9 protein-coding genes are annotated in these 13,026 nt (G+C 58.4%); 4 read left to right on the plus strand and 5 right to left on the minus strand.

Annotation, left to right across the window (positions count from 1 at the left end):
* A partial coding sequence (locus tag BGIM_RS53030; RefSeq protein WP_040890937.1) for a transposase family protein occupies positions 1-321 on the minus strand: 321 nt, incomplete at its 3' end.
* Positions 322-469: 148 nt separating this feature from the next.
* Between BGIM_RS53030 and pheS the strand changes: the two genes are divergently transcribed.
* Positions 470-1,501: a phenylalanine--tRNA ligase subunit alpha gene (pheS, locus tag BGIM_RS0129340; RefSeq protein ID WP_029630800.1), complete on the plus strand. Its 1,032-nt coding sequence runs from the start codon at positions 470-472 to the stop codon at positions 1,499-1,501.
* Between the two features lie 3 nt (positions 1,502-1,504).
* Here pheS and BGIM_RS0129345 read toward each other — a convergent pair whose 3' ends face one another.
* Positions 1,505-2,197: a nucleotidyltransferase family protein gene (locus BGIM_RS0129345; RefSeq protein WP_020473257.1), complete on the minus strand. Its 693-nt coding sequence runs from the start codon at positions 2,195-2,197 to the stop codon at positions 1,505-1,507.
* 211 nt (positions 2,198-2,408) lie between these two features.
* Between BGIM_RS0129345 and BGIM_RS0129350 the strand changes: the two genes are divergently transcribed.
* From BGIM_RS0129350 to BGIM_RS0129360, 3 genes are all read left to right on the plus strand, one after another.
* Positions 2,409-2,660, plus strand: a complete 252-nt coding sequence (locus BGIM_RS0129350; protein WP_020473258.1) for a hypothetical protein — start codon at positions 2,409-2,411, stop codon at positions 2,658-2,660.
* Between the two features lie 196 nt (positions 2,661-2,856).
* Positions 2,857-5,580: a M16 family metallopeptidase gene (locus BGIM_RS0129355; RefSeq protein WP_238537742.1), complete on the plus strand. Its 2,724-nt coding sequence runs from the start codon at positions 2,857-2,859 to the stop codon at positions 5,578-5,580.
* Between the two features lie 155 nt (positions 5,581-5,735).
* Positions 5,736-7,574, plus strand: a complete 1,839-nt coding sequence (locus tag BGIM_RS0129360; protein WP_020473260.1) for an ABC transporter permease subunit — start codon at positions 5,736-5,738, stop codon at positions 7,572-7,574.
* A gap of 3 nt (positions 7,575-7,577) precedes the next feature.
* Here the strand turns inward: BGIM_RS0129360 and BGIM_RS0129365 are convergent, their stop codons facing one another.
* From BGIM_RS0129365 to BGIM_RS0129375, 3 genes are read right to left on the minus strand one after another with little or no spacing between them, the layout of a single operon-like run.
* Entirely contained in the window at positions 7,578-9,188 is a 1,611-nt protein-coding gene (locus BGIM_RS0129365; RefSeq protein ID WP_020473261.1) for a PPC domain-containing protein, read from the minus strand.
* Positions 9,189-9,196: 8 nt separating this feature from the next.
* The gene (locus BGIM_RS0129370; protein ID WP_020473262.1) at positions 9,197-10,525 is read right to left on the minus strand and encodes a DUF1501 domain-containing protein; all 1,329 of its coding nucleotides are present in this window, start codon (positions 10,523-10,525) and stop codon (positions 9,197-9,199) included.
* 15 nt (positions 10,526-10,540) lie between these two features.
* Positions 10,541-12,970 carry a DUF1549 domain-containing protein gene (locus BGIM_RS0129375; protein WP_020473263.1) on the minus strand — a complete coding sequence of 810 codons (2,430 nt, stop codon included), beginning with the start codon at positions 12,968-12,970 and terminating at the stop codon, positions 10,541-10,543.
* Between the last annotated feature and the right edge of the window lie 56 nt (positions 12,971-13,026).

A 13,026-nucleotide genomic window follows, 5' to 3' on the forward strand; every position in this document is an offset into this window, starting at 1 on the left:
AATGGCCACATGGTCCCATCCGGCCGCGTGCCGCCCGGCCAGCCACGCCCCGATGATCCGGTCCAGGTGGTCGGCGTCCAGATCACGCAGCAGCAACGACAGGGTGTTGGCCGCAGGCATCTTCTTGCTCGGGAACCCGAGAGGGTGGCCGAGTCGCGGGCCGCGCAGACGGCCGAAGTGGGCAATGGCGGCCAGACTGGTGTGCCCGGCGAGAATGGCGACCAGGCACAGTCCCAGAACGGACGCCAGCGGATACTGCAACCCGCGCGGGTCACGCGGGTCTTTGAGTTCTCGCAACAAATCGATCAGCGACGCGGCCATGACGGATCTCCAAAAGGAAATCCTCCATAACCAATTTCGCCATCCTGCCCAAGATCAACCGCTGAGTAGCCCTGGTGTCAGCGGTCGGCCTGTCTTCGTACAGTGAAGAAAACCTGATTCCGCAAGAGAGATGCAACGGATGGCCGACGTGACTGCGAACGAAGCCTTGGCTCAACTCGAACAACGGGCGGCCGCCGAACTCCACGCGGCCACCGACGAGGCGGCTCTTCGCGCTTGGAATACCAAGTTTTTCGGCGAAAAAGGGGAGATGAACGCGGCCCTGCGGTTGGTAAGTACTCTTCCCGCCGATCAGCGCAAAGCTTACGGGCAAGACGGCAATCGCGTCAAGCAATCTCTCTTGACCGCTTACGAGCAGAAGTTGGCGATCGAGAAAGAAGCCAGCCTTTTGGCCAATCTCGCGGCCAACCCCTTGGATGTGACATTGCCCGGACGCACCATGTCGGCGGGTGGCATTCACATCGCCACCCGCGTCATGCGGGAAATTGACGCCATTTTCGCAGACATGGGGTTTCAGGTTTTCCGCAGTCGGGAAGTGGAAGACGATCAGACAAATTTCGAATTGCTCAACATGCCGCCGCATCACCCGGCCCGCGACATGTGGGACACGTTCCACACCAAAACGCCGGGGGTGTTGCTTCGCACCCACACCTCCCCCGGCCAAATCCATGTGATGAAGCAATTCGCCCCCAACCCTGTGCGTGCGGTGTTGCCGGGGATGTGTTATCGCTACGAGGCCATCACCACACGAAGTGAAATCCAGTTCGAGCAGGTGGAAGGGCTGGTCATCGGGCCGAACATCACGATGGCCGACCTCAAGGGAACGATCACCGCGTTTGCCCGCCGGTTGTTCGGCCAAGAACGGCAAATTCGCATCCGTTCCAGCTACTTCCCGTTCACGGAACCTTCCATCGAAGTGGACATTGACTGGCCGAAGGAAGACCCGAACGCTGACCGTCTGACCAAAGGCACCGGCTGGCTGGAAATCATGGGAGCCGGGATGATTCATCCGACTGTGTTGCGCAACGGCGGCTATGATCCCGATGTGGTCAGCGGCTTCGCCTTCGGCATGGGTCCGCAGCGGATCACCATGCTGAAGCATGCCATCGACGACATCCGGGAATTCTGGAAGAACGATCTTCGCTTCCTCGGACAATTCTGATGGCTATTCCGGGCGGGCCATCGTCAGATCGGCGGTTTGCGAGGCTTCCCAAGCCTCGACCGTTCCAATGGGGAGCCAGAAAGTGGCTTCCACGACATGGAACGGACCGCGTTTAGCCAGTTTGTCCACCGCCTCGGTCACTTCATATTCGTTTCGTTTCGAGAGCGTCAGTTCAATGTCGAAGACGGACTTTGGGAACACATAAGCCCCGATGTTGGCGAGTTGTGTTCCGTCAAGTTCCGGCTTTTCAATCATCTCGGCCAACGTGCCGTCCGGGTGACGGAACACAATGCCAAACTTGCGGGGTTCGTCCACCGGGTGGGCCAGCACCCCGGCCGGTTTCGAGGCCAGAACGGCCAGATCTTTCGCCCCGTACAGATCATCGCCGTTCAAAACCAACAGACGTTCGCTCTTTGAATGTTCCCGGCAGGAGAGCAGGGCATCCCCGGTTCCTCGTGGCACTGGCTGCCGGACACTCACCCAATCCTTGATGTGCGTTTGTGCGGCCAGATAGGCCTCAACCTGTTCGGCGAGGTAGTTGGTCACCACGATCAGGCGGTTCACTTGCGGGGGGAGGGCGGCAATTGTCCAATCCAAGATGGGCCGGCCTTGAATTTTCAGGAGCGGTTTGGGGGTGTCGTTGGTGTGGGGCCGAAGGCGGGTTCCAAAGCCGGCGGCGAGAATCACGGCATCCATTCAAAGATCCATTCGAGGAAGGGGATGGACAACTTTGCTCATCTTAGCAGGAAGCCCCGGTCATCCTGGGAAAATGGATGAAGCACGGGAAACAGGTTTGCCGAAATGAATGAGGAAACCGGGTCGTCGGCGTAAGACGACCCCCTCATGGTTGATGGCGGGGAATCATAGGATTCGTCGTCGACAACCGAATTCGGAAGGGAAGGAACCCATGATCCGATTGATGGCCGTTGTGGCCATGTGTGGCGTGCTGCAACTAGGGATTGGTTGCAGACACGTCGGCGGCGAGTGCGACTGTGCGGCCGTGCCGGGGGATTCCGTGGGGATCAACCCACACAAGCCCGGCTATGGCGAAACCACGCATGTCGCCCCGGCCATGTTGCCCGCCATGACCGTGGTGCCCCCGGCGACCACCAATTTCGAGCCGATCGCTCCCCCGAAGACAATACCGCCGGGCCGGTGATTAGTCTTCAACGACGGACAAAGTGAGGCCACACTGCACGAACCTTCGACTTGTTCCCGCCGGAACAGGCCGAAGGTTCGCGTCATTTCTGGACCACATCATTTCCACGCATTTGCCGATGCTACCCGGCCATCACGCGATAAGATGGCTCCGTTGCGCGTCACTGATTTCGCGTGCCCCATCAAGGAGTGTCTCCATGCAGCGTTGGCTCATTGGAATGTTAATCGCAGGAGCGTGCCTCATGTCTTCCCCGGTGACGGCGGCCGAGGAAGGCCCCATCAAGGTCGGCACGGTTGAGGGAATTACCGAATACAAGTACCCGAACGGATTTCGCGTATTGTTGTTTCCCGATGCCTCCCGCCCGGTTGTCACCGTGAATCTCACGGTGTTTTGCGGCAGTCGTCACGAGGGATACGGCGAGACGGGTATGGCCCACTTGCTGGAACACATGGTGTTCAAGGGAACGCCGACGTTTCCGCAAATTCCCAAGGCCCTGGCCGACCACGGCGCCCGCTTCAACGGCACGACGTGGGTGGACCGGACCAATTATTTCGAGACCATGCCCGCATCGGATATCAATCTGGAATTCGGCATCAGCATGGAAGCCGACCGCATGGTGAACAGTTTCATCAAGCGGGAGGATTTGCTCTCGGAGATGACCGTGGTGCGGAATGAGTTTGAAATGGGGGAAAACAACCCCGAACACATTCTCAGCCAGCGGATGATGTCCGCCGCCTATGAGTGGCACAACTACGGCAAATCCACTATCGGCAATCGCACCGACATTGAACGAGTTCCGGTCGATAACCTGAAGGAATTTTACAAGAAGTTCTACCAGCCGGATAATTCCATGCTCGTCGTCGCCGGCAAGTTCGACGAGAAGAAAGCCCTCGAATACACGACGAAATACTTCGGTGCCCTGAAGAAGCCGGATCGCAAACTTACGAACACCTACACCGAAGAACCGGCTCAAGACGGCGAACGCCAGGTGGTCTTGCGACGAGTGGGAACGGTCGGGGCCATCGGCTTGGTGTACCACGTGTCGTCCGGGCCGACCGAGGACTATGCGGCCGTGCAGGTGTTGGAAGACTGTCTGACCAGTGAACCGGCCGGCCGGTTGTTCAAGGCCCTCGTTGAAACCAAGAAAGTCACCAGCCTGAGCGGTAGCACCTACGCCTGGCATGATCCGGGGGTCATCGAGATCACCGCCAAGGTGGAGAACGCCAAGGAAATCGACTTGGCCCGCGATGCCATGATTCAAGCCGTGGAATCGCTTGCCGAAAAGCCGTTGACCGAGGAGGAAGTGAGCCGTTCCAAACAACGCTTCGCCAAGTTCAACGAGCAATTGCTCTCGTCGAGTGATCGTTTCGCCATCCAACTGAGCGAATGGGCCGGGGCCGGGGACTGGCGGTTGTACTTCCTCCATCGCGACCGCTTGGAGAAAGTGACCGCCGCCGATGTGAACAAAGCGGCCGCCGCCTATCTTACCCGCAACAACCGCACCGTCGGGGTGTACTACCCGGCCACGAAGGCCGAGCGGGCGAACATCCCGGAAACGCCGAGTGTTGCCAAAATGCTCGAAGGCTACAAGGGCCGGGCGGTTGTCTCCTCCGGGGAAGCCTTCGACCCGACGCCGGAAAACATTGAGAAGCGGGTGATTCGCGGAGAAGTCGGTTCCCTGAAGACGGCTTTCCTCGGCAAAAAAACTCGCGGGGAAATGGCCGATATTCGATTGAGCCTGCGGTTTGGCAACGAAGGAACCTTGAAAGGGCTGGCCTTCGCCTCCGAGGCGTTGGGAGATTTGCTGCCGCGGGGGACTTCCAAACACACCCGTCAGCAGATCACGGATGAATTCGACAAACTCGGCGCCCGGGTGTCGTTCAGCGGTAGTGTGGGTTCACTGATCGTGTCCATCAAGGCCAAGAAAGAGAATCTGGAGGCGACGCTGAAACTGGTCGGAGAAATCCTCCGAGATCCGACTTTGCCGGAATCGGAATTCACGCTCATCAAGAACGAGAAACTGGAACAACTGACCACCCAGAAAACCGATCCGCAACATCTGGCCGTGCGGGCGATGCAGCGGAAACTGGTCGTTTATCCCAAGGATAACATTCGATATGTGCCGACCATTGACGAATCCATCGAACGGGTGAAGGCAACGACTTTGGAACAGGTCAAAGAACTCTTCGCCAAACAGGTTGCCCCGCAGGCCGGCGAATTGGTGGCGGTGGGTGAATTCGACCAGGCCGTTCTGGTGGGCGCCGTTTCGACGATGTTGAATGGTTGGAAGTCCGATGTGCCCTACAAGCGGATCGACCGGGAGTTGAAGACGGCCGAAACCGGCAGCACAGAAGTGATCAATACGCCGGACAAGGCGAACGCGATTTACTTCGCCGGTCTGGCCCTGCCGATGACGGACAGCGACCCGGATTATGCCGCGATGCAAATGGGCAATTACCTGTTGGGCGGCGCCCCACTCGCCTCTCGCCTGAGCAATCGGGTTCGTGGCGAAAAGGGCCTCTCTTATGGCGTCGGCTCTGGTTTCAATGCGGACGCGACGGACAAGGCGGGCATGATGCAAATCTACGCCATCACGAATCCGGCGAACATGCAAAAGGTGGATGTGACCATCGCCGAGGAAGTCGGCAAGTTCCTCAAGGAAGGCGTGAGTCTGGAAGAGTTGGATTCCGGCAAGAAGGGCTATATCGATTCCATGAAAGTGCAGCGATCAAGCGACGCCCTGCTGGCGGTTCAACTGGCGAACGGTCTGTTCGTCGGCCGGAAGTTTGATTACTATGCCGATCTTGAAAAGAAGATCGAATCGCTGTCTCCCTCGGAAATCCAGAAGGCTTACCAAAAATTGCTGGACCCGAAGAAACTGACGATCATCCAAGCGGGTGATTTTCAGAAGAAGAATTGAGTAATGCTGATTTGGTGACAGGCGGTGCCGCCTGTCACCATGTGAAATCCCTCTCCCCGCTCTCTCGCTTTTGATTCGATTCATTGTCCCGGCGGCCGGTCGTCGGGTACAATTCTCCTCATTCATGGGTTGATCCACTCGCACCGACAGGCCGCATGTCCACACCGCCGCCGCTGCCCACCCGTCGTGTCCGTCCGAAGAAGTCGCCGCCGGAGAAGGTGGGATTTTTCAGCCGGTTCACCAATGCCCTCCTGAGTTGGGAAATCTTGCGGGCCGGGCGTCGCACCGGACAATTGGCTCTTGCTCGCACCGTTCTCGGTGGTTGCCTCCTCACCGCCATGTGGGCGTTGTGGAGTTCCAAATTCGACACGTCGCAGTCGTTCACTGGGTCGGGCACGGAGATTGGCAAGGAACTCGGCAAGTTTGCCGAAACGTTTGCGATCACCTTTTTCGTCGTGCAGGGAATTGCTGTTCTGCTGCTCACGCCGGTGTTCGTGGCCGGGGCAATCTTCGAGGAACGCGAAACACGGTCCGGCGAGATATTGCTAACCACCCGGCTCACCCGGCGCGAGGTTTATGTCGGCAAGGTTGGAGCGCGCATTGTCCAGGTTCTGTTGGTCATCGCCGCCGGACTGCCCATTCTGTTTCTCACTCAGTTATGGGGGGGCGTTTCGGCCGGGATCATCGTGGTTTGTTACCTCGCAGTGGGGTTGAGCGCCATCGGTGCGGGAACAATCACCGCCGCCGTGAGCGCGTATGCCGAGTCGATGCGCTCGGCCATCCTGCGGAGTTATCTGCTGATTGCGTTGCTGGATGGATTGTTGTTTCCCGCTTCTCCGTTCTTGATTATTGCGATGGCCAGCGGCCACTGGATCGCCGGGGCGGTTGGATTCATTTGGTATCTTCCGCTTCAGGGGGGGATTGTCATCGTGAGCTATGGCATCGGCCAGCGCTGGTTGCGGCTCGCCATGCTCCGTCAGAAGAAACGGCTTGACGAGGGGGAGCGAGCCCCGCCGCCGTTGCCCGGCCAGCGAGGGCCGAAACTGGCCACGCTTTCCGAGACGGAATCTCCGTTGTTGTGGAAGGAGTTGCAGGCGAACAAGCGGGTGAAATTCGGCGAACTGGCCCGGAATTACTTCAATGTTTCCGATTGTCCGCCGGCTTTCGAGCGGATCGAAATCATGGGATTTTTCCGCTGGCTTATGCTGTCTTCACATGGAATGGCGTTCTTTTTGCGAATCGTGTTGTTGCTCGCGGGGATCATTTTCGGCGTGTTGCTTTTTACCGAGTCGATTTCGCCGCATCACACGATCCGGGTGTGTGGCGGGTTAATCCTGCTCTGGATGATGTCAGCCGTCGGACTGACGGCAGCAAGCGGTATCGCGAAAGAACGGCAGAAACACACATTGATCGATTTGCTCATGTTGCCCGGTCCTCGTCGGGACATTCTGTCGGCGAAGTTGATCGGCGGCCTGGCCCACGGAATTCTTCCGGTCACACTGCTTAGTGTCCTGATCGTGTTTGTTGTTATTGGAGGAGGATTGTCGCCGCTGGCGATTCCACTGACTTTGTTATCGGCGGTCGCCGTCGGATTGCTGTCCGGGACATTCGGCGTTTGGCTGTCGGCTCGTTGCCGGAGCATTGTGCAATCCAACGTGCTGTTTTTGGGGTCGCTGTCCGTGTTGGTGATCGGCACGTATTTGTTGGCCGAGGCGAACATGCGATTCAACTTGTCAAACAACGGCGCATTCTCGATGCAACCGGATTACCCCGAGTGGAGCCGGACGATTAATCCCATGCTCATGTGGAGTCGATTGATCTTTCTGCACGGCAACGGAATGGATGGTTACGGGTGGGGTACTGGCGACAGCTTTATCCCATTCACATGGGACACCTATCTCGCGGCAACCGGGGGAATCCTGTTTTCGATGTTGCTTGCGGGGCTGTTCTGGGTCATGGCCGTGCGGCGGTTTGAAACCGAGGGACGCGCGTGATGGTCACTTCTTTTTCTTCTTCGGGGGCGGCGGGGTTGGGTCGGCCGTAACCGCCAGCCACAAATACTCGGTGACAGCCGGTGTTTGCTCGGGGATGGTCGCCCGTGCCGTTCGGGTGAGTTCCGTTTTTCCGGCTGATTTCAACACCAGACGAAACGGACCTGATTTCGCCGTCTCCTCCGCATGGAATTGAAGGGTGATGGTTTTGCCATCCCCTTTCCCTTTCGTGGGAGGAAGTTCCTTCATGGTGACCCCGGCGGGAAGCCCCTCGACTTCCGCAAGCAGATCACCGGTCAAGCCATCGCGTCGAGTCACGGTAACGATCACATCCGTTGTCGCCCCCGGTTTCACGCCGATCCGGTCTGACGGGATGGTCGCATCAAAATCAGCGAGGGGTGTCCGCACACGAAGCAGATACTCAGAACGGGGACCAAACTGCCCGAACTGATCCCGCACTTCGATGGTGAAGGGGCCGTCGGCGGCCGGTGTGAACCGAAGTTCGCTGTCGGTGTTGAGTTGGGGCGGAACCGCTTTGGCGAGAACTTCTAACGACGAGGAAAGGATTCGTAGTATCGGGGTGACACCCAGACCCATTTGTCGGGAATGCGTGGAAATATGCAGCGGTTGGCCCTTTTTGCCGATCACGCTGAGCATCTGGGTTTCGTCTTCTTTGGTGATTCGCCGAGTGAGGGCAAACGGCGGTGTGTAATCTTTGGCCCCTTCGACCAGCGTTGGTTCATCGATGAGTCGCATGGGGACAAGTTCGGGCAGTTTGGGATGGTTCACCCAAGCCTCATTGCCGTTGATCTCCGCCGGTAGTTCAACGAGGTCTGGCGGTATGTTCCATCCGGAAAGCCTGACTCGTCCGGGTTGTTTGCGAGAGACGGCCAGCGGGATCACGTGATCGGGGAACGGCCCCGTGGTCAGCATCAGCCGGTAGATGATTGTGTCGGCACCGTACAGTCGAATACTGGAGTCCGGCGCGGACGGGAAACCGAATACCCGAACGAGATATTCGCCGTCCCGAGGGGCCGCATATGCGATTTGCGGGTCCAGACCGTGTGTGTCGTGATCTTGGGCGACAACGAAACCATCGGCAGTCAGCATTTGCAGAACCGCATCAACAGGGGACGCGATGACTTCGTTTGCCAAGAGGAAGGCGACAAGCGTTTCCCCTTTCTTGAGCGTCATGCGGTAGGTGTCAACATCCCCGGATTTGTCGAGCTTTCCGTTGACCAGCGCATTGCCGGTGATCGGCTGGGATTTGGCGGTTTCGTCGTTTGGTTCTTTCTCGGCCAGTTCTGGCAACCGACCCAACATGAAGGGGCGGGGGGCTGAAGAACCGTCGCCATCATGCAAGCGAATCCACACGGGTTTCGGCAGCACATCGGCCGGGATCTTGATCGTCAGTTTTCCCTTGTCCTTCAAGGGGGTGATTTCGATCTTCGGTTCCGAACACCACGCCTGAACCGGCCATTTGGGAAAAGTCCCGCCAGCCAAAACCTCGACCGTGGAACCAAGCTGGCCCCCGGCGGGATAGAGGTTCGTGAGGGTTGGAGGAGCCGTGAACCCAAGCACGGGACACGCGAGCAAAATCAACAGGGAATAACGCATGAGGCGGTTCAACCCATCAGTTCTTTGATCGGTGTCGGATCGCTGACAAGATGCACGGGGCGCTTGTTGGCGTCGTACAGGATCTTCCCCGGATCGATGCCGAGTTTCGCGTACACGGTGGAGGCAAAGTTCTCGGGACTCAGCACCCGTTCGACGGCCGCGAAGCCTTTGGCGTCCGTCGCCCCCAACACTTGGCCGCCGGGGGTGCCGCCGCCGGCCATCAACACGCTCATGGCGTTCGACCAGTGATCCCGGCCGGAATCCTTGTTGATTTGCGGGGTTCGGCCGAATTCGCCGAGGGCGATTACCAACGTGGTTTCCAACAAACCACGCTGGCGAAGGTCGTCGATCAGAGCGGCCACGGTTTGGTCCCACGTGGGAAGCCGTTTCTTGAGGGTCTCGAATAGTTTGGTGTGATGGTCCCAACCGCCGTCGTCGATGGTGATGAACGGCACGCCCGCCTCGACGAGCCGCCGGGCCAGCAATGCCCGTTGGCCAAAGGGATTGCGCCCGTAGGTTTCCCGCACGCGGTCGGGTTCGCGTTGGATATCGAAGGCAGCTTGGGCCTCCTTCGATTGCATCAGGTCGTAGGCTTGCCGGTAATGTTGGTCGAGGCCGGTCGCCGGGTCGGAGACTGTTTCATCCAGATATCGCTTGAAGGTGTCCACCTCGGTCCGGATGTCCGACCGGCTGGCAAACCGATCACCAGTGAGGCCACGGGGCAGGGCGACATCGCGGACGCGGAAGTCGGCCGTGTTCGGATTGTCCGCAACCACGAAAGGGGCATATTTGGCCCCGAGGAAGTTTGGCCCGCCGGAACGCGTCATGCTCGGGATGCTGAAGTAAGCAGGCAACCCGGCGGGAGCCTCCACCTGGGAAGCCGTGACGGAACCAAGCGAGGGGTGAAAACTAACGAAGGCTCCGCAACCAACGGGGATTCGCGGCGGGGCACCGGTCATCATGTAATGATTGCCGGCTCCATGATTCCCTTGGTCGTGCCGGATTGATCGGATCACCGCCAGTTCGTTGCCGATGGCCCCGAGGCGAACCATGTGTTCGGCGAATTGCATGCCGGGCACTTTGGTGTTGATGGCTTTGAACTCGCCGCGATACTCAGCCGGGGCCGATGGTTTCGGGTCGAATGTTTCATAATGCGACGGCCCGCCGTCCATCCAAATCAGGATGCAACTTTTCGCCTGCCGGATGGGAGAGGAGCTTTCCCCGGCCGTGGCTTGCATCCGCAGGGCATTTGCCAAACCGCCGCCCAAGAGGGAGCCAAGCCCGAGTTGCAGACAATCCCGACGGGAGATACCCGCGCAGTTCGTTTGGCGTGCCATGTTCACCTTCTCCGCTCAATTATTGAACACGAATTCGGGGGTATTCAGCAAAGCCCACATCAAATCTTCGGTGGCTGTCCTTCGGACGGCGTTCGGCTTTTCAAAACGGGCCACCGCTTTTGTTCGCTCGGCATCGGTCGGCAACCGGCCATAGGTCGCCAAATAGAGTTCGTTGACGATCTCGGCCGAAGTCATCTTGCTGGCGGCCAACTTGGCGGCCCGGCCCTCGTCGGCGGTGATCTTCCGGTGCAGATTTGGCGAGTTCATCAAGTGCAGGCTTTGCACCACACTGGTATCCAAGGTCCGTTCGCAAGGCGGGTCTTGGTTCGGATCTGGCCGGCCGAAGCTGTCCAGGAACAGTGAACTCATCCGCACGGTCCAAGCTTCCATCGCCCGCGTGCCGGGGGGCATGCCATCGAAGCGTTCGCCCACCCCGGTGATGTCGCCGGCCGCATCCAACAGCACTTCGGCTCGCAACCGCTGCCTGTAATGCCGGGAGTAATTCCGGTGGTCGCCGTGGTTCGTTTCATTCGGATCGGTGCTGATGGAATAAACGTGAGAAGAAACAATCGTCCGAATCAGTTTCTTCAGATCGTAACCATTCTTGCGAAAGTCATCCGCGAGAGCATCCAACAGCGGCCCGTTGCTCGGGGGATTGGTCGCCCGCAAATCATCCACGGGATCAACGATTCCTCGCCCCATGAAGTCAGCCCACATGCGGTTCACGATCACCTTGGCGAAAAACGGGTTCTCCGGGGAGGTTACCCATTTGGCGAACACCTGCCGGGGATCATCGTCGTTACCCACGTCGGCCATTCCGACGAGGGGCTTGGGCGTCATCACTTTGCCGTTGAGCGGATGTTTTACTTCTCCCTTGTTGCCGGACAGAAAGATCACTTCTTCGCCGCCGGAAATGGGGGCCGAGATTCCTTGCCCCTGATGACCCAACCGGCCGAAGTAAGCGGCCATTGAGTAAAAGTCGTTTTGCCCCCAAATCTCAAAGGGGTGATGGTGGCATTTGGCGCAATCAAGCCGGACACCGAGGAATAGCTGGCTGACCATCGTGGTCAGTTCATCCGGTTGCCGACGATTTCGGAACATCACCGCCGCCCCGTTGCGGAACGTGCTTCCTCTCGCGGTCAGCAATTCCCGAACGAACACGTCATAGGGTTTGTTCTGCCGGAATGAGTCTCGCAGCCAGCCATCAAGGTTGAAAACTGCCTTGATGCCGACGTGATACGGGTTTGGCCGCAGCAGGTCGGCCCATTTGTTGGCCCACCAATCACCGTATTCCGGGCGATCCAACAGGCGGTCAACCAAGGCGGTTCGTTTGTTTGCCGCCGGGTTGGCCAGATAGGTCCGCGTTTCCTCGGGCGTTGGCAACCGGCCGATGATGTCGAGATAAATCCGGCGGTGGAACGTCGCCTCGTCGGCCGGGTCGGAGGGCTTTAGGCCAAGTTGTTGGAGTTTAGCCCAAACCAAACCATCGATAAAATTCTGGCGGGGGAGTTTTGTGTAGTAATCGGCAGGAACAGCTTCCGGGCGGGGAATCAAGACGTTACAAACCGCGAACTTCTCCATGTAACGGGCCATGATGGCCGCCTCGCCCGGCAGTGGGCCGGTCCGAATCCGGCCGGTGTTGTCAACTCCGGCATAGACGGCATCATTTGATTGAAACGTGCTGAGATGCGTCACGTCTTCTTTCGTGCCATCGCTGAAAACCGCCGTCACCAACATGCGTTGATCTTGCCGAAACCCCATTGAAAGCACCGAAGGTTCCAAGGTGATTCGTTCAAGGACTGGGGTATTCACCGGGGTTCGAGGGGTGCCGGAGGCCACCCAACGCAGCAATGTCTGATACGCGGGTTCCTCGGCGGAGATTTTCTTGCCGCCGCCGTGAGGAACCTGCCCGGTGGCTTTGCGAAGGAACAGGCTGTTTTCGGGTGCAACGGGGAACAACCGCCTTCCCTTGGCCTCGGATGTGATGGCCGCATGGTCGAAATCGCTGTCGTATCCCAACAGGGACAAGGCGAATCCGTTTTGCCCGCGGGCTTTCCCGTGACAGGGGCCGGAATTACATCCATATCGAGTTAAGATAGGCTGGATGTCTCGCTCAAAGGTAACCGCCGGGTATTCGCTTCCCCGAATCACGGTCACCGGAACAGTGCTGGTTTGTTGGGCCAACGTAATGCGGAGAGTCGTTTTGCCATCCGCAAGCGGCGTCACGATCCCCTTTTCGGAGACAACGGCAAACTTCGGATCAGTCAGTTCGTATTTGGCGTCAGAAGTTCGATCCACCCATCGGCCGTCAATCTGTTGTTGCACAACGACTTGCTGACGGCTTCCCTTCCCGGTGAGTTGCACCGACGACGGGAGTATCCTCAGTTCCGCATGCAGAAAAGAGGTAGTGGAAGCAATCAAAATCAAGGAAAAAAAACAACGCATAGAGGCGGGTTCATCCGGCGGGAGGGAATGAGAGTGTCAATACCCTTGTGGACATA

This window comes from Zavarzinella formosa DSM 19928, from assembly GCF_000255705.1.
GTDB lineage: Bacteria > Planctomycetota > Planctomycetia > Gemmatales > Gemmataceae > Zavarzinella > Zavarzinella formosa.

Coding starts and splice junctions, on each gene's coding strand:
- BGIM_RS0129345 (WP_020473257.1), bottom strand. CDS start 2,197: ATGGATGCCGTGATTCTCGCCGCCGGCTTTGGAACCCGCCTTCGGCCC.
- BGIM_RS0129350 (WP_020473258.1), top strand. CDS start 2,409: ATGATCCGATTGATGGCCGTTGTGGCCATGTGTGGCGTGCTGCAACTA.
- BGIM_RS0129355 (WP_238537742.1), top strand. CDS start 2,857: ATGCAGCGTTGGCTCATTGGAATGTTAATCGCAGGAGCGTGCCTCATG.
- BGIM_RS0129360 (WP_020473260.1), top strand. CDS start 5,736: ATGTCCACACCGCCGCCGCTGCCCACCCGTCGTGTCCGTCCGAAGAAG.
- BGIM_RS0129365 (WP_020473261.1), bottom strand. CDS start 9,188: ATGCGTTATTCCCTGTTGATTTTGCTCGCGTGTCCCGTGCTTGGGTTC.
- BGIM_RS0129370 (WP_020473262.1), bottom strand. CDS start 10,525: ATGGCACGCCAAACGAACTGCGCGGGTATCTCCCGTCGGGATTGTCTG.
- BGIM_RS0129375 (WP_020473263.1), bottom strand. CDS start 12,970: ATGCGTTGTTTTTTTTCCTTGATTTTGATTGCTTCCACTACCTCTTTT.